The sequence below is a fragment of the Arthrobacter sp. ok909 genome, from assembly GCF_900104405.1.
In the GTDB taxonomy this organism is placed as follows: Bacteria; Actinomycetota; Actinomycetes; order Actinomycetales; family Micrococcaceae; genus Arthrobacter; species Arthrobacter humicola.
Map to the genome: position 1 here is coordinate 1 of NZ_FNJS01000003.1, position 20151 is coordinate 20151.

18 protein-coding genes are annotated in these 20151 nt (G+C 67.4%); 7 read left to right on the forward strand and 11 right to left on the reverse strand.

The features are described 5' to 3' along the window. Positions 1-337 (forward strand): transposase (locus BLR03_RS03410; protein ID WP_139184461.1); only part of this gene is annotated, 337 nt, incomplete at its 5' end. A gap of 38 nt (positions 338-375) precedes the next feature. On the opposite strand, the gene BLR03_RS03415 is transcribed toward BLR03_RS03410, so the two are convergent. Next, on the reverse strand, positions 376-597 hold the full coding sequence (locus tag BLR03_RS03415; RefSeq protein WP_091249457.1) for a hypothetical protein: 222 nt from the start codon (positions 595-597) through the stop codon (positions 376-378). 352 nt (positions 598-949) lie between these two features. Here BLR03_RS03415 and BLR03_RS03420 point away from each other — a divergent pair, with 352 nt between their 5' ends. Further along, positions 950-1276 (forward strand): hypothetical protein, encoded by a 327-nt coding sequence (locus tag BLR03_RS03420; RefSeq protein WP_091249459.1) that lies wholly within the window; start codon positions 950-952, stop codon positions 1274-1276. Between the two features lie 142 nt (positions 1277-1418). Here BLR03_RS03420 and BLR03_RS03425 read toward each other — a convergent pair whose 3' ends face one another. From BLR03_RS03425 to BLR03_RS03435, 3 genes are read right to left on the reverse strand one after another with little or no spacing between them, the layout of a single operon-like run. Then, a complete protein-coding gene (locus tag BLR03_RS03425) occupies positions 1419-2978 on the reverse strand; it encodes an FAD-dependent oxidoreductase (protein WP_091249462.1) in 1560 nt (519 codons plus the stop codon). Next, entirely contained in the window at positions 2975-5245 is a 2271-nt protein-coding gene (locus BLR03_RS03430; RefSeq protein ID WP_091249465.1) for a molybdopterin oxidoreductase family protein, read from the reverse strand. Before BLR03_RS03430 ends, BLR03_RS03425 begins: the two co-directional genes overlap by 4 nt. Position 5246: 1 nt before the next feature. Next, positions 5247-6638 carry an MFS transporter gene (locus BLR03_RS03435; protein ID WP_091249979.1) on the reverse strand — a complete coding sequence of 464 codons (1392 nt, stop codon included), beginning with the start codon at positions 6636-6638 and terminating at the stop codon, positions 5247-5249. Positions 6639-6954: 316 nt separating this feature from the next. On the opposite strand from BLR03_RS03435, the gene BLR03_RS03440 reads away from it, so the two are divergent. Continuing rightward, complete coding sequence (locus tag BLR03_RS03440; RefSeq protein ID WP_091249468.1) at positions 6955-8367, forward strand: MFS transporter; 1413 nt, start codon at positions 6955-6957, stop codon at positions 8365-8367. Positions 8368-8482: 115 nt separating this feature from the next. Here BLR03_RS03440 and BLR03_RS03445 read toward each other — a convergent pair whose 3' ends face one another. The 3 genes from BLR03_RS03445 to BLR03_RS03455 all read right to left on the reverse strand — a co-directional run bounded on the left by BLR03_RS03445 (position 8483) and on the right by BLR03_RS03455 (position 11996). Continuing rightward, on the reverse strand, positions 8483-9214 hold the full coding sequence (locus BLR03_RS03445) for a glutamine amidotransferase (RefSeq protein ID WP_091249471.1): 732 nt from the start codon (positions 9212-9214) through the stop codon (positions 8483-8485). 79 nt (positions 9215-9293) lie between these two features. Next, positions 9294-11114, reverse strand: coding sequence for an acetyl/propionyl/methylcrotonyl-CoA carboxylase subunit alpha (locus BLR03_RS03450; RefSeq protein ID WP_091249982.1), 1821 nt, complete (start codon positions 11112-11114; stop codon positions 9294-9296). A gap of 189 nt (positions 11115-11303) precedes the next feature. Further along, positions 11304-11996 carry a Maf family protein gene (locus tag BLR03_RS03455; RefSeq protein ID WP_091249474.1) on the reverse strand — a complete coding sequence of 231 codons (693 nt, stop codon included), beginning with the start codon at positions 11994-11996 and terminating at the stop codon, positions 11304-11306. Positions 11997-12127: 131 nt separating this feature from the next. Between BLR03_RS03455 and BLR03_RS24305 the strand changes: the two genes are divergently transcribed. The 3 genes from BLR03_RS24305 to BLR03_RS03465 are packed head-to-tail and all read left to right on the forward strand — an operon-like array spanning position 12128 to position 13985. Continuing rightward, on the forward strand, positions 12128-12295 hold the full coding sequence (locus tag BLR03_RS24305; protein ID WP_175460401.1) for a hypothetical protein: 168 nt from the start codon (positions 12128-12130) through the stop codon (positions 12293-12295). Continuing rightward, positions 12292-13035: a cytochrome b N-terminal domain-containing protein gene (locus BLR03_RS03460; RefSeq protein ID WP_091249477.1), complete on the forward strand. Its 744-nt coding sequence runs from the start codon at positions 12292-12294 to the stop codon at positions 13033-13035. Before BLR03_RS24305 ends, BLR03_RS03460 begins: the two co-directional genes overlap by 4 nt. Then, entirely contained in the window at positions 13032-13985 is a 954-nt protein-coding gene (locus BLR03_RS03465; protein WP_254788139.1) for a hypothetical protein, read from the forward strand. The genes BLR03_RS03460 and BLR03_RS03465 overlap by 4 nt, the downstream gene beginning before the upstream one ends. A 123-nt stretch (positions 13986-14108) precedes the next feature. Here BLR03_RS03465 and BLR03_RS03470 read toward each other — a convergent pair whose 3' ends face one another. From BLR03_RS03470 to BLR03_RS03480, 3 genes are read right to left on the reverse strand one after another with little or no spacing between them, the layout of a single operon-like run. Next, positions 14109-16664, reverse strand: coding sequence for an MMPL family transporter (locus BLR03_RS03470; RefSeq protein WP_091249480.1), 2556 nt, complete (start codon positions 16662-16664; stop codon positions 14109-14111). 1 nt (position 16665) lies between these two features. Further along, a complete protein-coding gene (locus tag BLR03_RS03475) occupies positions 16666-17367 on the reverse strand; it encodes a TetR/AcrR family transcriptional regulator (RefSeq protein WP_091249482.1) in 702 nt (233 codons plus the stop codon). Between the two features lie 42 nt (positions 17368-17409). Continuing rightward, positions 17410-17631, reverse strand: coding sequence for a heavy metal-binding domain-containing protein (locus BLR03_RS03480; protein ID WP_091249485.1), 222 nt, complete (start codon positions 17629-17631; stop codon positions 17410-17412). A gap of 149 nt (positions 17632-17780) precedes the next feature. Here BLR03_RS03480 and BLR03_RS03485 point away from each other — a divergent pair, with 149 nt between their 5' ends. Next, positions 17781-18347 (forward strand): Clp protease N-terminal domain-containing protein, encoded by a 567-nt coding sequence (locus BLR03_RS03485; RefSeq protein WP_091249488.1) that lies wholly within the window; start codon positions 17781-17783, stop codon positions 18345-18347. Between the two features lie 92 nt (positions 18348-18439). On the opposite strand, the gene BLR03_RS03490 is transcribed toward BLR03_RS03485, so the two are convergent. After that, on the reverse strand, positions 18440-19894 hold the full coding sequence (locus BLR03_RS03490) for a dicarboxylate/amino acid:cation symporter (RefSeq protein ID WP_091249490.1): 1455 nt from the start codon (positions 19892-19894) through the stop codon (positions 18440-18442). Positions 19895-20151 lie beyond the last annotated feature (257 nt).

Below are 20151 nucleotides of genomic sequence, written 5' to 3' on the forward strand. Positions count from 1 at the left end.
CCTCATCCACGCCGGGCAGCTCATTCTGGGCGACAAAGGCTTCGCCGGCCGGGAGTTCGAACAATTCATCACAGAAAATCTCGGCGCCACCCTGATCCGGCCCGACCGCAAAGACGAGAAGCACCGCTTCGGGAACTTCGGCGGCATCCGGCAATGGATCGAATCCGTCTTCGACACCCTCAAAGGTCAACTCACCCTTGAACAGCACGGCGGACGGACCCTCGCCGGGGTCTATGCCAGAGTCGCGGCCAGACTCTTCGCACTCGCCGCCGGTATCTGGCACAACTGGCACATCGACGCGCCCCGCAAACGCTCACTCATCGCCTACGACCACTAAACGAATACGGACTCACTCATCTAGTAGGCCGGCCGGCTCTACGGACGGTTAAACTCCTGCTGCCACTGTGCCTTATCCCATCTCTCCTGCAGCTTTCGGTCCATGGTCCACTTACTCTCCCATGTGTCGAAGTTGGCTTTGAAGGTGGGTACGTAGTAACTGGAGCCCTTGCGGCGGGTTCTCTTCTTGAGTCTCAGCAAGAGGCCGAGCAGGATCCACACTGCGATGAGAATTACGACCAGGAAGAATATCGTCTCCACGGGCAACCAGTCCTCGAAGGGGTTTAGTGCCCCCAGTTTAATCCAACTAGCGCCGGATAACGAGGCGTGCTCCTTCCCACCGGCAGTGCCACTGCCCGTACCGCTGTCGCACGAACAAGAGTCCTGTTTGCCGGTAGGGAATGATTGTCGGAAATGGCTCCTGAGACGGAGAGTCGTCTCTTGGCCGGATGCTTAGCGCGTCCACCTTTCAGAGCGAGCGCATCGTTGCGCCGGTACTGCAGTGTGTTTGAACAATGTCCGGGCTTCCGTGCCGTGACCGACAACTCCCGTGCGGGCGATCAGGGAGTAAAACCCCTATCTCGAGGCGTGTCGCATGTGTAATAGTGGCGTTATGTTCATTTTCGTGCTATTGGCGATCGTGCTACTGGTCTTGTTCTGGCAATACATCGTGGCGGGGCTCGCTCTTTGGGTGCTCGTACTCCTTTTGCGCGCCGTGATCAAATGGACGGTGGCCGACCCGGCGCCGGGCTACCGCCGGAAGCCCGTTCAGACCCGGCCTGTGGCCAAGCCTGTCCAGACCCGGCCTGTGCCCGCGCTGAAGCCTGCCCGCGGGCTGCCCGCGCCGGACTATCTGCCCAGGTGGACTGCCAGCCGCCGGCTGGACGCCGGCCGCGAGCATGCCCAGTGGCAGAAGACGTTCGACAACGCAGCTCAGTAAACCCCGCCGAGCCGGCCTCCGGGGCGGCAGAACCCCGGTCCGGCGATGCCTCGCGGGCACCGATGGCGGAAATCGTGCGGATAAAGTTCGCCGCCATGCCAGTTCTTTGCGCCTTTTTCAAAGCGTGACGTCCTTCCCGCCCTCAGGCAACCGCCCCCTGAAAGTGGGCCTCGATGATTCCCTTGATGTCGTCGTGGCAGCCGCCGCAGCCCGTGCCGGCACGGGTCGCCGCGGAAACCTCGGGCACCGTGGAGCAGCCATCGGAGGCCGCGGCGGCAATGGCCGTTCCGCTGACGCCGGCGCACCGGCAGACCGTCCGGGTGGGGTCGGCGGCTCCGGGCGGGGCGAGCTGGTCCGGCCCGTCCAGGCGCAGCAGCAGCGAGCGGTCCGCGGGGAGTTCGGCGCCGCGCTCGAACAGCTGCACGAGCTCCGCCGAGGTCCGGGGCATGCCCACGGCCACGAGTCCCTCAAGCACGCCGGCGCGGGTGGTCATCTTCACGTAGCGACCATGCTCCGGATCGGCCCACTGGGCAATCTGCAGCCGGGCGCGGCCGTTCACTGCTCCGGCGGTGAGGGCTTCCTCGTCCCACGGTTCGGCGGACACGTCCCCGGCCGCGGCCATGTTCATGCCGCGGGCCTTGAGCACGATCACGCCCGGCAGCTCCGCCGCAAGCGCCGGCAAAGCTTCCGCCTCGGCAGGAGCGCCGGACGCCAGCAGGGTCAGATATTCGGCGAGCCATTCGGCCTGCCGCCAGCCCGGGCCTACCAGTCCGGACGGACCGCGCGCGGTCCGGCACTCCACGCATTCCGGGTCCGGGCAGCGGACCTCCGCGCAGTCGCCGATCGCAAAGATGTGGGGCTCGTGGTGGGCGCGGAGCTTGTGGTCCACCAGGATGCCGGCGGCCGTGGAGAGTCCGCAGCCTTCGGCCAGTTCGGTCCGCGGCCGGACGCCGCACGAGAGGACCAGGAGGTCGCCGTCGATCGCGGAGCCGTCATCCAGCAGCAGGGCCGAAAAGCCGCCGTCGGGGGCGTTGTGCTCGACGCCGGTGGAGCGGGCGTTACCGGCCACGCGCACGCCGCAGTTCCGCAGCGACGCCGCGAGCACGGCGCCGCCGCCGCGGTCGATGTTCCGGCCCAGGGGATGCGGGCCGTTGTGCACCACGGTGACCGTTGCGCCTTCCTCGGCCGCGGCCAGGGCGGCCTCCAGGCCCAGGACGCCGCCGCCCAGGACCACCACGCGCTTGCCTCCGGCCACCGCCGAGTGGAGCACGGACGCGTCCCGGAGATCGCGCAGGGCCGTCACGCCAGGCGGCAGGACCGGGGCGGCCGGGTCCGGGTTGAGTCCGGTGAGGTTCGGGATGACCGGCCGGGAACCGGTGGCGAAGACCAGCCGGTCGTAGCCGGGGGTGGTGCCGTCGGTGAGGACAACCTGCTGGCGGGCGCGGTCCACGCGCCGGACGCGGACCCCCAGCCGGACGTCTACGCCGTCGGCCACCAGCGCGGCCGGGTCCGCGAGGGCCAGGGCGGCCTGCGTGGTCCGGCCGACGCCGAGATCCGCCACGAGGACACGGTTGTACGCGGCCTCGGACTCTTCGCCGATTACCGTCAGGTGCGCGATGCCGATGCGCACGGCAGGCAGCAGCTCGTCGATCAGCCGCGCGGCGACAGGCCCGAAGCCCACCACCACAATCCGCTCAGTCATGAGGTCTCCTCTGCTTGAAGAACGCGGGCTTGAACACCGCTGTGATCACCGGCCGGGACATCCCCGGACACTGCCGGGCGAATCCACACTTTGCTGGACTTGAACTCAGGCATCCCGGAAATGGGGTCCGTGGCCGCCTCAGTAAGCCGGTTGGCGCTCTCGAGTTCCGGGAAGTGGAACGGCAGGAACACCGTCTCCGGGCGGATGTCCGTGCTGAGCTCGGCACGGCAGCTGACCTCGCCGCGTTCGTTCGAAATCGAGACGTAGTCGCCGTCGGCGATGCCCTGGGCGGCGGCCGCGGCGGGGTGCAGCTGCAACCGCGCCTCCGGCCGGGCCTCGACCAGCGCGGCCACCCGGCGGGTCTGCGCCCCTGACTGGTAGTGCTCCATGAGGCGGCCGGTGATCAGCGTCATCGGCCTGCCGGCACGGTCCGCCGTGGAAGCGGACGCGGAGTCCCGAGAAACAGAACGACGTCGGGGCGTCACCGCCGTGAAGACGGCCCGCCCGTCCGCATGGGCAAAAGCGTCCAGGAAGAGTCGCGGCGTGCCGGTGCTACCCGACGGGTACGGCCAGTAGGCGGCCTCGCCGCGGTCCAGCATGGCGTAGTCGATTCCCGAGTAGTCGGCCAGGCCGCCGGAGGACGCGAGCCGGAGCTCCTCGAACACGGTCTCCGGGTCCTCGCTGAAGGTGGAGGGCGCATGCAGGAGCTCGGCCAGCCGGGTCATGATCCACAGCTCGCTGCGGACACCGGGCGGGGGAGTGAGGGCCCGTCGGCGGCGGAGCACGCGGCCTTCGAGGTTGGTGAGGGTTCCCTCTTCCTCGGCCCACTGGGTCACGGGCAGGATCAGGTCCGCCACGGCGGCGGTCTCGGAGAGGAAGAAGTCGCACACCACGAGGAAGTCCAGGCTGCGCAGGCCCTCGATCACGGCGTTGGCATCCGGGGCGGAGACCGCGACGTTGGCGCCGTGCACGAAGAGGCACCGGACGCCGTCGGGCTGTCCGAGGGACTTCAGGAGCTGGACGGCGGGGAGGCCGGGGCCGGGGATCAGGGTCTCGGGCACGCCCCACACCTTGGCGATGTAGGAGCGGGCGGCGGGGTCGGTGATCTTCCGGTAGCCGGGGAGCTGGTCGGCCTTCTGGCCGTGTTCGCGGCCGCCCTGGCCGTTGCCCTGGCCGGTGAGCGTGCCGTAGCCGCTGCGCGCGGAGCCCGGCAGCCCCAGCAGGAGCGAGAGGTTGATGGCGGCCGTGGCGGTGTCAGTGCCGTCGACGTGCTGTTCGACGCCGCGGCCGGTGAGGATGTAGCTGCCGCCCTTGCGGGCGCCGTCGGCCAGCCGGCGGGCGGTGTCGCGGATCAGCCCGGCCGGGACGCCGGTGATCGACTGGACCCGTTCCGGCCAGAAGCTTCCGACGCTGCGGACCACGGCGTCGTAGCCGGCGGTCCGTTCCGCGATGAACGCGGCGTCGGCCAGGCCCTCGTGGATCACCACGTGGGCGATGCCCAGGAGGAGGGCGAGGTCGGTGCCCGGCAGGGGCTGCAGGTGCAGACCGCCGCCGTCGGAGGTAAACGCGGCGGTGGCGGAGCGCCGGGGGTCGACGACGATCAGCCCGCCGGCGTCGCGCGCGCCCTGCAGATGCTGGACGAAGGGCGGCATGGTCTCGGCGACGTTGGAGCCCAGCATCAGGATGGTGCTGGCGGCGTCGAGGTCCGCCAGCGGGAACGGCAGCCCGCGGTCCAGGCCGAAGGCGCGCATGCCGGCCGCGGCCGCGGAGGACATGCAGAACCGTCCGTTGTAGTCGATCCGCGAGGTGCCCAGGGCCAGCCTGGCGAATTTGCCGAGCTGGTAGGCCTTCTCATTGGTGAGGCCGCCGCCGCCGAAGACTCCCACGGCGTCCGCTCCGTGTTCGGCGCGGGCCTTCTTCACGGCGGAGACGATCCGCATGAGGGCCTCGTCCCAGCTGACCGGGCGGTGGACGCCGTCGTCGTCCTTCAGCAACGGTTCCGTGACGCGGCCCGGGTGGTCCAGCAGCGACGCGGAGGTCCAGCCCTTGCGGCACAGGCCGCCGCGGTTGGTGGGGAAGTCCCGGCCGGTCACAGTGACGAGAGGCGCGCTTGCGGGTGACACAGCGACGGCGGGTGCCGTCGCCGGTGCGGCGTCAACGGGGTCTGACCCCGGCTGGGGAGCCGGGGTCAGAGCCGCTGGAGAGGTGAGCGTCATGGCGCACTGCAGGGCGCAGTAGGGGCAGTGCGTGTCGGCGCCGGTGATCATGTTAGACGTGTCCCATCGCGTTTCGGTTGGCGTTGCGGATGTAGCAGAACCAGCAGACGGCCAGCATCAGGACGTAGGCCCCGACGAATCCGTAGAAGGCCGAGGTGTAGGAGCCGCTGGCGGTGTTGGAGGCGTTGAGCACCTGCGGGATGATGAATCCGCCATAGGCGCCGATGGCCGAGATCAGGCCGAGGGCCGAGGACGCGAGCCGCTGGGTGGTGTGCGTGCTGGCCCCGGAACGGGCGGCCCGGCTGGAGGTGGCGAAGATGATCGGGATCATGCGGTAAGTGGCGCCGTTCCCGAAACCGCTCGCGGTGAACAGGAGCAGGAACAGAAACAGGAAGAGCCAGAAGTTCTTCAGGGGCAGCGTCCAGAGCATGGTCAGGGTGATGACGGCCATAGCGGCGAAGGCTGCGACGGTCATGCGGGCTCCGCCCATCCGGTCCGCCATGCGTCCGCCGTAGGGGCGGGCCAGGGAACCAACCAGCGGGCCGAGGAAGGCCAGGGACAGGGCCACGGTGCCGACGGAGATCGAGGAGAATGCCGGGAAGTAGTCCTTGATGAGCTTGGGGAAGACGCCGGCGAAGCCGATGAACGAGCCGAAGGTGCCGATGTACAGCAGCGCCATGATCCACAGGTGCGGTTCCTTGAGCGCGGCCAGCGAGCCCGCGACGTCGCCCTTGGCGCTGGTGAGGTTGTTCATGTACTTCCAGGCGCCGAAGGCGGCCAGCAGGATCAGCGGAACCCACATGAACCCGGCCACGGGCAGGTTCACGGTGCCGGCTGCCAGCAGGGTGATGGCGATCGGCACGGCCAGCTGTGCGACGGCGGCACCGAGGTTTCCGCCGGCGGCGTTCAGGCCCAGGGCCCAGCCCTTTTCCCGCGCCGGGTAGAAGAAGGTGATGTTCGCCATCGAGCTGGCGAAGTTGCCGCCGCCGAAGCCGGCCAGGGCCGCCACGAAGAGCATGACGCCGAACGGGGTGGCCGGGTTGGCGACGCACAGGCCCAGTCCGATCGTGGGGATCAGTAGCAACAGTGCGGAGACGATGGTCCAGTTGCGGCCGCCGAAGCGCGGCACCATGAACGTGTAGGGGATCCGCAGCGTGGCGCCCACGAGGCTTGGCATGGAGATCAGCCAGAAGATCTCGTTGGTGGAGAACTTAAAGCCTGCGGCGGGAAGCTGGACCACCACGATCGACCACAGCTGCCAGACAACGAAGCCCAGGAACTCGGCGAAGATGGACCAGTTCAGGTTGCGACGGGCGATCGCGCGGCCGGCCGATTCCCACTGTTCCTTGTTTTCTGCATCCCAGTTGGCGATCCAGCGGCCGGGCCGGTGCTCAAGGGTAAGGGTGTCGGCAGTGCGGGCGGCGCCGGCATCTGCGGTGCCGATTTCGGCGGTGCGTTCAGCAGTCACTTAGGAGACCTCCTTGGGGGGTGTTGTCCCTCAACGGTAGGTACGCCGCGTTTCAGGGACGGTCGCGGTTTATTAACGTGCTGTGACGTTTGCCTATCGGGGCTTATGTGACGGTGTGAGAATCGCTGTGACGACCACCACGTGAGACAAACCAGAATGTCCAAATAGTGGAACGTTTGTCCATTGGGTGGACGATGGGAACTATTATCAGACATATACGAATCCCTAGCCGGCGGCCCGGGGCATCGGGCCCTGGGGAACATCTGTCCGGTCATCATGAAAGCGTTACTACATGTCCTCCACTGCAACCTCCGCGGAGCATGGGTCTGCCAAGCAGGTGAACTCGCGCGGCCGCGTGATCGTCGCCAGCCTGATCGGCACCACCGTCGAGTTCTACGACTTCTACGTGTACGCCACCGCCGCCGTGCTGGTCTTCCCGAAGCTCTTCTTCCCGGGGCAGAACGAGACCACGCAGCTCCTGGCATCCTTCGCCGTGTTCGGCGTCGCGTTCATCGCCCGGCCGCTCGGCTCGATCGTCTTCGGCCACTTCGGTGACAAGTTCGGCCGCAAGGGCACGCTCGTGGCCTCGCTGCTGACGATGGGCATTGCCACCTTCCTGATCGGCTGCCTCCCGACGGCGACCGTTCCCGGCTGGACCTTCTGGGCCCCGGCCCTGCTCGTCGTGTTGCGCTTCGCCCAGGGCCTTGCCCTCGGCGGGGAATGGAGCGGCGCGGCGCTGCTCGCCACCGAGAACGCCCCGGCAAACAAGCGTGCCATCTATGGCACGTTCCCGCAGCTGGGTGCGCCAATCGGCTTCATCATCGCCAACGTGATCTTCCTGATCTTCAGCTACACCCTGACCCCGGCGGCATTCGAGGCGTGGGGCTGGCGCGTACCGTTCCTGGCCAGCGCCGTGATGGTGATCATCGGCCTCTACGTCCGGCTCAAGCTGATCGAAACCCCCGCCTTCACCAAGGTCCTCGAATCCAAAGAGGTCGCCAAGCTGCCGCTGGCACGGGTCTTCAAGACCAGCTGGCGCCCGCTGATCCTCGGCACGTTCATCATGCTCGCCACCTACGTGCTCTTCTACCTGATGACCACATTCACGCTGACCTATGGCACCCGGGCGGCCAGCCTGGACGCGGCGAAGGCCGCCGCCGTAAAGGCCGGCAAGCCGATGACCGATGCCGCCGCGGCGGCGTTCGTGCCGGGTCTGGGCTACACCCGGAACGACTTCCTCTGGATGCTGATCGCCGGCGTCGTGTTCTTCGGCATCTTCACGCTGGTCTCCGGCCCGCTGGCCGAGAAATTCGGCCGCCGCAAGATGCTGATCGCCGTGACCTTCGGCATCCTCGCCTTCGGCCTGCTGTTCGTTCCGCTGTTCAACGCCGGCTTCGTCGGCGCCATGGCACTGCTGGTCATCGGCTTCTCGCTCATGGGCCTGACGTTCGGCCCCATGGGCGCGCTCCTGCCGGAGTTGTTCCCGACCAACGTCCGCTACACCGGCTCCGCGATCAGCTACAACGTCTCCAGCATCCTTGGCGCGGCCGTGGCTCCGTTCATCGCCGTCTGGCTCTGGGAGCTGGCGGGCGGCAGCACCGTGCTGGTGGGCGTCTACCTCGCCTCCATGGCCGTGCTGACACTGATCGCCCTGTTCGTGAGCAAGGAAACCCGGGACCTCGACTACGAGAACAATGTAGCCTGACGCTCCAGGCCTGCTGCTGACGGAAATGCCCGGCGTGTTCGCTGAACACGCCGGGCATTTCCGCGTCCGGCACTTCCGTATCTCGTCGGTCCGTACCTGGTGACTGCCAGCGGGACTAGCTCGCGTAGCGCTCGACGAAGTTCCGGAGGATTTTCATCGGTTCGGTGGCCGCGAACTGCCGGGCGTCCTCCATCAGCATCTCGGCCGATTCCGGCGGGAAGTATCCGGCATGGCGGTAGATGTCGATCCTGGTGATCAGCCCCTCGGCGTCGAGCTCAGGATGGAACTGGGTGGCGTAGAGGTTGGTCTTGATCCGGAACATGTGCACCGGGCAGGCGGCCGAACTGGCCAGGAGCACCGCGTGGGCAGGCAGGACGGTGCAGGCTTCCTTGTGGCCGGTGAAGGCCGTGAAGCTCTCCGGCAGCCCGCGCAGGAGGGGATCCACGAGCCCTTCGTCCGTTAGCTTGATGGTGACGCCGCCCAGGCCTTCACCGTAGGTGCGGTCGATCACGGCGCCCTGGTGCCGGCCCAGCGTGCCCACCCCGTAGCAGGCGCCCAGGAACGGGAAATCCTCAGCGACGACCCTGTCCAACAGCGCGGCGAGCTCGCGCTCCACCCGGTGCTGGGTGTCGGTCTTGTGCTCGGAAGGGTCGCTGGAGGTGAACGGGCTTCCGCCCACGATCACTCCGGAGTAGCGCGACAGCTCCAGCTCAAGCAGGGGGCCGGCCTCCATCCGGATGCGGTGCAGCTGCGGGGGTTCCAGTCCGCCGTAGCGCAGGTAGGCCCGGTACTCGTCCTCGGCGGCCTCGTCCTCGGCGCGGGAGGCGAGGAGCAGAAATGGCTTCACAGACCAAGTTTGCACGGGCCGGACGCAGGGGCGCCAGAGGCACGCCTGCGTCCCGCCCAGCGGATGCTGAGGGCCGAAGCTACTCGGCCGCGCCGTCCTCGATCAGGGCGATGATGGCGCCGGCCGAGACCGTCTCGCCGGCAGCGGCGGAGAGGCCGATGACGATCCCGGCGCGGTGCGCGGTGAGCGGCTGCTCCATCTTCATCGCTTCGAGCACGACGACGAGATCGCCTTCGGCGACGGCGTCGCCCTCGGCGACGGCCACCTTCACGATGGTGCCCTGCATAGGCGAGGTCAGCGCGTTGCCGCTCGCGGCCACGGCTGCGCCGCCGCTGCGGAGGCGTTTCTTGGCCTTGGCCGGCTTGGCGCCGGCCGTGGCGCTGACCGAGCCCAGTGATGCGGGCAGGACGACTTCCAGGCGCTTGCCGCCAACCTCGACGACGACGCGCTGGCGGTCGCCGGCGTCGGCCGCTTCGGCCTCGGTGCCGGTGGGGGTCCAGGCGGGAATGTCGTTGACGAAGGCCGTCTCGATCCAGCGGGTGTGGACCTTGAAGGGGCCCTCGGCCGGTGCGAAGTCGGGGTTGGAAACCACCGCGAGGTCGAACGGGATGACGGTGGGGATGCCTTCCACCACCATCTCCTCGAGCGCGCGCCGGGACCGCTGCAGGGCCTGGGTGCGGGTGGCGCCGGTGACGATCAGCTTGGAGAGCATGGAGTCGAAGTTGCCGCTGATGACATCGCCCTGCTCCACGCCGGAATCGATGCGGACACCGGGGCCGGTCGGGTTCTTGAGCGTCGTGATGGTGCCCGGGGCGGGCATGAAGTTCCGGCCCGGGTCCTCGCCGGTGATGCGGAATTCGATCGAGTGGCCGCGGACTTCCGGGTCCCCGTAGCCGAGCTCCTCGCCGCGGGCCAGCCGGAACTGTTCGCGCACGAGGTCGATCCCGGTGACCTCCTCGGAGACACAGTGCTCCACCTGCAGGCGGGTGTTGACCTCAAGGAAGGAGATGGTGCCGTCCTGGCCGACGAGGAACTCGCACGTGCCCGCGCCGAGGTAGCCGGCCTCTTTCAGGATGGCCTTGGATGATTCGTAGAGGCGCCGGTTCTGCTCCTCCGACAGGAAGGGGGCCGGGGCCTCCTCGACGAGCTTCTGGTTGCGGCGCTGGAGCGAGCAGTCGCGGGTGGAGACGACCACAACGTTGCCGTAGGCGTCGGCGAGGCACTGGGTTTCGACGTGCCTCGGGGCGTCCAGGAAGCGCTCGATGAAGCACTCGCCGCGGCCGAAGGCGGCGGTGGCCTCGCGCACGGCGGATTCGAAAAGTTCGGGGATTTCCTCGCGGGTGCGGGCCACCTTGATGCCGCGGCCGCCGCCGCCGAAGGCCGCCTTGATGGCGACGGGCAGGCCGAACTTGTCCACGAAGTCGAGGATTTCCTCGGCGGACGCCACGGGATCGGCGGTCCCGGGGACCTGCGGGGCGCCGACCTTCTCGGCGATGTGGCGGGCCTGGACCTTGTCGCCCAGGGCGGAGATCGCCTCGGGGGAGGGCCCGATCCACGTGATGCCGGCATCGATCACCTTGGCGGCGAAGTCGGCGTTTTCTGCCAGGAAGCCGTATCCCGGGTGGATGGCATCCGCGCCGGACTGGCGGGCGACGTCGATGATCTTGTCCATCACGAGGTAGGATTCCGCGGCGGTGTTGCCGCCCAGCGCGTAAGCCTCGTCGGCGAGCCGGGCATGCAGCGCGTCGCGGTCCGGATCCGCGTACACGGCCACCGAGGCAATGCCCTCATCGCGGGCGGCGCGGATGATGCGCACCGCAATTTCTCCGCGGTTGGCGATCAGCACTTTGCTGAGCGGGCGGGTGCCCGCTGCTGCATGTGACTGCGTTGATCCCGGCACGGTGGTCGCGGACTGCTCCGAATTTGCTGACAAGGCGTCTCCTTCTTTCCTTCAGGGAGCCTAGCGCGGTTTTGAGGGTTCCGCCGATATTACTTGCGGATTCCGCGCGTAAACGGCCCTTCCTTTGTAGGGTTCCCACAAAGGGCGGCGAATTGGCTCATTCCGCCGTCGCTGGCCCTCCCCCTGCCCTCACTCGGCACGGACGTCCGCCGGGTCAATGGCGCCGCCCGTCCAGAGTTCGGTGATTCCCACATTTGCCTGGCCGAGCAGGGCGCGGAGCGTGGAAATGGAAAGCCCGACGACGGTGTGGGGGTCGCCGTCGACCTTCCGGATGAACGCCCCGCCGTAGCCGTCGATCGTGAAGGAGCCGGCACACTGGAGCGGCTCGCCGGTGGCGATATAGGTCTCGATCTCCTCGGCGCTCATCTCCATGAAGTGCACTTCGGCCGAGGACACCGAGCCCAGCGTGGCGCCGGAGCCGCGGGCGGTGAGCTCGCCGCCGCCGTCGGCGTCCCCGCCGTCGGTGTCGCGGCAGTCCACGAGCCAGTGCCCCGTGTGCAGAACGCCCATGCTGCCGCTCATACGGAGCATGCGCTCACGGGCGACGTCGGCCGTGTAGGGCTTGCCGTGGGCCTCGCCGTCGAACTCGAAGACCGAATCGCAGCCGATGACGATGGCGCCGTCGGCCTCGGGCAGCGAGGCGACGGCCTCGGCTTTGGCCCGGGCGAGCAGGAGGGCGGTGTCATGTGGGTCAGTCACGCCGTAGCGGGCCTGGACGGCGTCCTCGTCCACGTCGGAGACAAGGACCTCGTGCTGGATCCCGGCGTGGCTGAGCAGCTTGGTGCGGGCGGGGGACTGGGAGGCAAGAATGAGGCGGGTCACGGATCCAGCCTAATTGACCCTGTGCCTGCCGGAGAGCGGTGGACGGGCGCCGGGCGGGGCGAAAGACTCTGGTTGCTGACATTGGGTGATGGTGTGGTTGACTCGGCACCCTACAGAGAATCGAGAAACCCATGGCCGGTTGGCTAGTGGCAAGCGTTGGCACCGTTGGTGACGGAACATATTATGGCTGGGACGGCTTCACCATCCAGTCGGGCAACCTGATAGTGATCGTCGTCATGATCATCCTGTTCGTCCTGGCCCTGGTTCTGCCTTTTCCCGGCGGGAAGCGGCGGAAGTGAGCGCCCACGCGACGCCGGGGCATGGCACGCCCGTCGACGAACCTGATGCCCACACCTTGACCGGCAGAGCCCGCCGGTGGCTCCTTAAGAAGCTTCCTCCGGAGAAGCTCTTGCCCGAGGACCAGCCAAGCTATGTGGCATCCTGGGCGTACGTCTTCGGCATGGGGGCCATCGCTTCCCTCCTGTGGATCATTGTTTCCGGGGTGGTGCTGGGACTGAACGGGCCCCAGTGGTATCACGTTTCCTCGCTGGGGCACTTCGTCAACAGCAGCCATCTGTGGAGCGTGGAGCTCTTCTTCATCTTCATGGTGGTGCACCTGTGGCTGAAATTCTGGATGGCGGCCTGGCGCGGGGGCCGGGTCCTGACCTGGATCACCGGCGTGATCTCCTTTGGCATTTCCATCGTGGCCGCCTTCACCGGGTATCTGCTCCAGACGAACTTCGATTCCCAGTGGATTGCCTTCGAAGCCAAGGATGCGCTGAACGCGGTCGGAGTCGGCGCCTGGTTCAATGTGGCCAACGTCGGACAGCTCTTCACCTGGCACGTCACCCTGCTGCCCCTGGCCGTGGGCGCTGTGGTGATCCTGCATGTCCTGCTGGTCCGGGTCCACGGCGTGGTACCTCCGCTTGAGGCCGCGGAGTCAGACGCCCAACTGCTTCACAACAGTCCGGAGTCCGCGGAGCCTCCAGAGCCCACCGCACCGCCGGAGACCACCGAATCCCGGGGCGCAGTGCGATGACCAGGAAAACCAACAGTATCTCCTGGCGGAAGACGGACGACGTTGCCAGCCGGCCCTGGACGGGCAGCGTCCGCGAATATGACCTCATCAAGGAACTGATCATCGGTGTTGTGGTGGTCGGCCTGCTAGTGCTCGGCGTATCCGCCCTCTTCGGGTCCCCTGATGAGCCCAGCATCAGCTTGAAAGCGTGGGCCACGGCCGCCCCGGCGGATTTCGTTGGCACCGCGGCAAAAGAACTGGCCGGTACCAGCGATTCTGCGGGGTACGGGCCGCCCTACACCTCGACCCCAGGTGCGTCGCAGACGATCGGCCCCGTGGACCTGCAAAGCCTCTCCGGCGTCCGCCTTCCCGTAGACAACGCCAATGACTTCGTGATCGCCCCGCTGGCGACGCTGCCGTCTCCGCCGGCAGACCTGGCACGTTGGATGGCGGCCACAGACCAGCAGCGCTCAGGCTGGGCAGCCGCCTATTCCGACGCCCTCGCCGCCGCGCCCGATAACGACCCCGCCAAGGTGGCCGACGGTGATTACGGCCCGGTCCCTGCGCTGACCGGCGCCTTGCTGAACATGGCGCGCCAAGGAAATCTGGACGGCGTTCTGCAGAACGGCGGAAGCTTCTACAACACGGACTACACGCACAGCCTCCTGTTCCTGGGAGACGGCAGCTACTTCCCGGGTCTCGCGGCAAGCCAGCACCTCTCCGGGGATCAGTGGGGCGTGATGAACGAAACCGGCGATACGCCGGGGCAGTCCTGGTTGTGGCTCTTCTCGCTCCTTTACCAGGTGGAACCGTTCAAGTCCGCGCCGAATGCCGATGCGCTGGTTGTCGTCACAATGTTCGTGCTCACGGCATTGCTTACCCTGCTGCCGTTCATCCCCGGTCTGAGGTCGCTGCCGCGTTGGATTCCCCTTCACCGCTTGGTCTGGAAGGACTACTACCGCAATCGCTGAGGGAGCCGGCAGCACAGCAACGCGGGGTCACTTAGCGCCCGTCCGAAGGGGACTAATGGGCGCTATGTGACCCCGCGTTGCTCTAGCGGGCGGAGCATTACCGTCGTATCGCGCTGGCGAACGTCAGCGCGCTGCGACCTCTTCGGACTCGGCTTCGGGCTCGGCTTCGGGCACTGCCGAGGCGGCGCGTGCCGGCTGGTGGAGCTTGGCGCCCTCGACGTCGACGTCCGGTAGGATCCGGTCCAGCCAGCGGGGAAGCCGCCAGGCCCTCTCGCCGAGCAGGTACATCACTGCGGGGACGATCGTCATGCGGACCACGAACGCGTCCACCAGCACGCCGAAGGCCATGGCGAAGCCCAACGGCCGGACCATGTTCAGGTGCGAGAAGATGAAGCCGGAGAACACGCTGACCATGATGATGGCGGCAGCGGTGACCACGGACGCGGCATGGCTAAAGCCGGTGCGAACCGCGTGTTTGGCCGATTCACCGTGCATGAACGACTCGCGCATGCCTGAGGTAATGAACACCTGATAGTCCATGGCCAGGCCGAACAGCACGCCGATCAGGATGATCGGCAGGAAGCTCAGCACGGCACCCGGATTCTCGACGCCGAACACGCCCCCCAGCCAGCCCCACTGGTAGACGGCGACGACGGCACCGAAGGCGGCGGCGAGCGAGAGCAGGAAACCGCCGGTGGCCAGCAGCGGCACCCAGATAGAGCGGAACACGAGCAGCAGGAGGATCAGCGAGAGGCCCACCACGATTGCCAGGTATGGCGGCAGCGCGTCACCGAGCTTGGTGGACACGTCGACGTTGCCGGCGGTCTGTCCGGTGAGGCCGATGCTGACGCCGGTGGAGTCCTTGATCTGGGCCTTTTCGGCGCGGAGTTCGGAGACCACCTGGACGGTGCTCGCGCTGGCCGGACCCTCGGTCGGGATGACCTGGAATACGGCGGTGCGGCGGTCCTCGCTCAGGGCCAGGGGCACGGCGGCGGTGACATTCTCGGTCTTGCGCAGGATGTCCGCGACGTCGAACTGCTTGGCCGTGGCGTCGGCTTCGCTGAGTCCTTCGGGGAGCTCGCCCACCACGATGATCGGGCCGGTCATGCCCTCGCCAAAGCTCCGCTTGGTCACGTCATAGGCCTTGAAGGCCGGTGAGGCGACCGGTTCGGAGCTGGCATCGGGCAGGGCAAGCCGCAGTTGGCTCGCCGGCAGAGCCACGATGCCCAGCAGCAGGGCTGCGGCCAGCAGGGTCAGGACCGGGTGCCGGGTGACGAGGCCACCCCAGCCGCGGGTGCTGCGGCGTTCGTCGCGGGCCCGGTCCTCGGTTTCGTGGCCCGGGGCGGCGTTGTGCTTCTCCGCCTTGGCCCATGCTCGCTTGGAGATCAGTTTCCGGCCCACAAGGGAGAGGACAGCGGGCGTCAGGGTCAGGGCAACGACGACGGCAACGGCTACCGTCGCGGCGGCAGAGAGACCCATGACAGCCAGGAACGGAAGGCCGGGGACCACGAGGGCCGCGAGGGCGATGATGACAGTAAGGCCGGCGAAGAGCACAGCGTTGCCGGACGTGCCGGTGGCCAGCGCCACTGATTCCTCGGCGTCCATACCGCCGAGCAGTTGGCCGCGGTGCCGGTTGACGATGAACAGGGAGTAGTCGATCCCGACGGCAAGGCCGAGCATCAGCGCCAGCATCGGGGAGATGGAGCTCATATCCATGGCACCGCTGAGGGCGAAGGTGCCGCCAACACCGACGGCGACGCCGACGATGGCCATCAGCAGCGGAAGCCCGGCAGCGATCAGGGTCCCGAGCATGATGATCAGGACCAGGGCTGCCACGGCGATGCCGAGAATTTCGGCGGTGCCGAAGATCTCGGAAATGTCCTCGCTGATCTCCTTGCTGGGCAGGGCGGTCACGTTGGCGGCGGAAACCTCCTTGACGATGTTCTGGACTTCCTGCCGGACCTCAGGCTTGAGCCCGTTGATGGAGGTCTTGAACTGGAGCTGTGCGATCGCGGCCTTGCCGTCCTCGGAGACGAAGCGCAGGCCCTTCGATGCCTCCAGCTGACGTGTGCCCAGGGCCAGCTTTGCCTCGCCGGCTTCCAGTTCCTTGGTGCCGGCGTCGAGCTTTGCCTGGCCTTCGGCGAGGGCCGCCTTCTGCTGGCCGAGCTGCGCCTCGATGACGGCGGCCGGCATGCCGGCCGACGTCATCTGCTGCTCGGCAGCGTCCAGCTTGGCCTTTCCTGCGGCCAGCTCGGCCGCGGCCTGGTCCAGCTGGGCTTTGCCGGCAGCGGACTGCTCCTTGCCCGCGGCGAGGTCGGCGGCGGCCTTGTCCAGTTGCGCCTGGGTGGCGAACGGATCAACCGTGCCCTGGACATCGGGCAGGGTCTTCAGTTTTGCCAGCGCAGCCGTGACCGCATCCTTTCCGGCCTGGCTGAACTGGGCATCGTTGGCTTCGAACACGACGCTCGCGGAGCCGCCGGACGACGAGGGAAGCTCGCTCTTGAGCTTGTCCGCCATCTGCTGGGTTTCGGTGCCGGGAATCTGGAAGTTATTCGACAGGGTGCCGTGGAAGGCGGCTGCCGCAGCACCGACGGCCACCATGACGGCGAGCCAGAGGGCGATGACGAGCCAGCGGTGACGGTAGGAGAACTTGCCGAGACGGTAAAGCAATAGGGCCATGTCAGTGCCGATCTGGGGAAGGGGTGGCGGGGGACTGGGATGCGAAACCGGAGCCCAGCAGGCCCATGGATTCGATCAGGAGCTGGCGGAGGACGGACAGGGAATCCGGGCTGAGGTCGCCGCCGCAACGGGCGAACCACACGTCCAGGGCTGCTTTGCCGCAGGAGATGACCGAACCGGCGAGGGCACGCAGATAGAGTTCGTCGATGTCGCGGCCGGCCGTGCGGGCAAAGCGTTCGCGGGCGGCCTCGATGATTTGTTCGGTGCAGTGGTCCCAGGCTTCCAGTTCGGAGCGGCTGAGCTGGGGATTGGTCTGGCCCAGGCTGTAAATCTCGGCCACTGGTGCAACCGTCATGGGATCGGCCAGTTCAACGAGGGCTGCCCGCGCCGAGTCCAGGATGGGTTCGTCGGCCGGACGCAGCCGGAACTGCTGTAGCGCGGTGTCAAGAAATCCGAATGTCACCGAGGCCAGCGCCGCCTCGGTGCTGCCGAAGTAGTTGAAGAAGGTGCGGCGGGATATCCCGGCGGCGTCGGCAATGTCCTCCACCGTGAAGTTTCCGGGGCCCCGTGACCGGAGCAGGTTTAGTGCGGCATCAGTGATGGCCTGCCGGGTGGCCGCCTTATTTAGTTCGCGGCGTGACGGGACGCCTGGTTCACCGGATGCGGCAGCCTGGCCGCCGGCAGAGGATGGTAGTGAAGACACGCCCTTACACTACGTGCATGTTTGCACTCTGGGCAAGTATTTTCAACGCTCAAGCGCTCCGGGCTCGTTGTGTGAGAGTGGAATGGCAAAGACGGCCGTGCCGTACGCGCAGATCTCCGTCCAGTTGGGCCCGATCGCTGACGTGTCGAAGCCCATGGCGACAATGGCGTTGGCGCCGCGCTGCTCGGCTTCGGAGACCATCCGGGCCATGACCTGCTGCCGGCTGTCGTAGAGGTCTGCGCCAGGGGGGATCCGTTGCCGGATTCACAGCAGGATTCACAGGAACCTGAAAGCTGGGAGACAGCTATCTCTGCTCAGGCGGGTGCAGACTGAAGACGCTGGTGGTACCGACTTCCCAAGGAGAGCCGTCAGCAACAAAAGCCGTCACCGCGCGGCAGATCCAGGAGACACACATGTCACGCACAACCAAAATCGCGCTCGGCCTTGGGGCCGCGGCGGTGGCACTCGGCGCCGGGCTCGGAGTCGCCGGGATGGCCTCTGCCACGACGATGCCGAGCCCCACCCCGTCCCCCAGCGCCCCGGGTGGCACCTTCTCCGGCGGGCACGGCATGCACGGTGGGCGCCACGGCCACGGCCACGGCCATGGACCTGCGGGCGCCGAGCTCGGCACCCGTGTCAAGGACCTCGCCGCCAAACTCGGCGTTGACGAGGCCAAGGTCACCGACGCCCTGAAGGCCTTCCGCGACGCGAACAAGCCGACCACCCCGCCGGCCGAAGGGCAGAAGCCGGACCGCGCCGCGATGGAGAAGGCTTTGGCCGCATCCCTGGCGAAGTCCCTTGGCATCGATGAAGCCAAGGTCACTGCCGCCCTGGAGGAAATCCGGACCGCGGAGCAGGCCCAGCACGCCGCCGCGCTGAAGCCCCGGCTGGACCAGGCCGTCAAGGACGGAACCCTGACCCAGGCCGAAGCGGATGCCGTCACCAAGGCGGCGGAAAAGGGCGTGATCGGCGGGCGCTAAGGGCCAGCCCCCGGCCCATTCAACGGCAGAAACGGCGAAGTCCCCGGGAAATTCCGGGGACTTCGCCGTTGCACTTATGCCTACCGGACCGGCTAGGCCGTGGCGTCCGCCAGTTCGCGCTCCGCCGTCGGCCGCGCTGCGGCCGGATCAGCAGCCGGCGCGGCCACAGCGCCGGCGGAAGCGTCGGTGAGGTCGTCGCTGAACGGATCGCCGTTCCGCGGCGCGTTGTAGAGGGTCTCGTCCAGGATGCCTTGGCGCTTGGCCACGATTGCAGGGATCAGGGCCTGGCCGGCCACGTTGACGGCGGTGCGGCCCATGTCCAGGATCGGGTCGATCGCCAGCAGGAGCCCCACGCCGGCCAGCGGCAGTCCCAGCGTGGAAAGCGTCAGCGTCAGCATCACGACGGCGCCAGTGGTGCCGGCGGTCGCGGCCGAGCCGAGCACGGACACCAGCGCGATCAACACGTACTGGGTGAAATCAAGCTGGATGCCGAAGAACTGGGCCACGAAGATCGCGGCGACGGCGGGGTAGATCGCGGCGCAGCCGTCCATCTTGGTGGTCGCGCCCAGCGGCACCGCGAAGGAGGCATAGGCGCGCGGGACGCCCAGGCTCCGTTCGGCCACGCGCTGGGTCAGCGGCAGCGTGCCGATCGAGGAGCGGGAGACGAAGGCCAGCTGCACGGCGGGCCACACGCCGGAGAAGTACTGCTTGACGGACAGGCCGTGGCTGCGGATCAGGACGGGGTAGACCACGAACAGCACGAGCGCCAGGCCGATGTAGATGGCCACCGTGAACTTGCCGAGCGAGCCGATGGTGTCCCAGCCGTAGACGGCCACGGCATTGCCGACCAGGCCGACGGTGCCGATCGGCGCGATCCGGATGATCCACCAGAGGACCTTCTGGATCACGGCGAGGGCGGAGGCATTGAGGTTCAGGAACGGCTCGGCGGCCTTCCCCACTTTAAGTGCGGCGATGCCGACGGCGATCGCGATCACCAGGATCTGGAGCACGTTGAAGCTCACCGCGGTGGTGGCCACGCCGTCGGTGACGGTGGTGGTCGCGCCCAGACCCAGGAAGTTCTTGGGGAAGAGCCCGGTGAGGAAGGCCCACCAGTCGCCGGACTTGCCGGCGTACTTGGCTTCCTGGTTGATGCCGGTGCCGGCGCCGGGCTGCAGCAGCACGCCGAGTCCGATCCCGATCAGCACGGCGATCAGCGACGTGATGGCAAACCAGAGCAGCGTGTTCCAGGCGAGCCGGGCAGCGTTGGAGACCGCGCGCAGGTTGGAAATGGAGCTGACGACGGCGGTGAAGATGAGGGGGACCACGGCGGTCTGCAGCAGCGAGACGTAGCTCGAACCGATGGTCTGCAGGGTGGTGCCGAGCGCATTGGGGTTGGCCTTGGTGCTGCCCGTGTACTTGGCGAGAAGGCCAAGGCCGAGGCCCACGATCAGGGCGGCGATGATCTGGAAGCCGAACGAGCCGGCCCATTTGGGTAGCTGGAACCCGGTCTTTCCAGCGGGTGCGGGGGTGCTTGTCTGAATGCTCACCGGAACACGCTAGGACCAGCGCCGATAGCACGGCGAAAGGATGTTGAGAAATATTACTGGCCCACCGTCCGCCCCGCCGCACCGATACCTATGATTTCCGCGCAGTTCAGGACTCTTGTGAAGTTATTCCAGTCCGCGGTGTGGCGATTGTCTCGTCACACGGCGGTCCCGGTTACGCGAGTTGACAGTTCGCGGCAATGTTTTTCGAAAACACTGCCGCGAACTGCACACTCGAGCATGGCCCGGGGGAGCAGGCA

Coding starts and splice junctions, on each gene's coding strand:
- BLR03_RS03420 (WP_091249459.1), top strand. CDS start 950: ATGTTCATTTTCGTGCTATTGGCGATCGTGCTACTGGTCTTGTTCTGG.
- BLR03_RS03440 (WP_091249468.1), top strand. CDS start 6,955: ATGTCCTCCACTGCAACCTCCGCGGAGCATGGGTCTGCCAAGCAGGTG.
- BLR03_RS03425 (WP_091249462.1), bottom strand. CDS start 2,978: ATGACTGAGCGGATTGTGGTGGTGGGCTTCGGGCCTGTCGCCGCGCGG.
- BLR03_RS24305 (WP_175460401.1), top strand. CDS start 12,128: ATGGCCGGTTGGCTAGTGGCAAGCGTTGGCACCGTTGGTGACGGAACA.
- BLR03_RS03470 (WP_091249480.1), bottom strand. CDS start 16,664: ATGGCCCTATTGCTTTACCGTCTCGGCAAGTTCTCCTACCGTCACCGC.
- BLR03_RS03485 (WP_091249488.1), top strand. CDS start 17,781: ATGTCACGCACAACCAAAATCGCGCTCGGCCTTGGGGCCGCGGCGGTG.
- BLR03_RS03430 (WP_091249465.1), bottom strand. CDS start 5,245: ATGATCACCGGCGCCGACACGCACTGCCCCTACTGCGCCCTGCAGTGC.
- BLR03_RS03465 (WP_254788139.1), top strand. CDS start 13,032: ATGACCAGGAAAACCAACAGTATCTCCTGGCGGAAGACGGACGACGTT.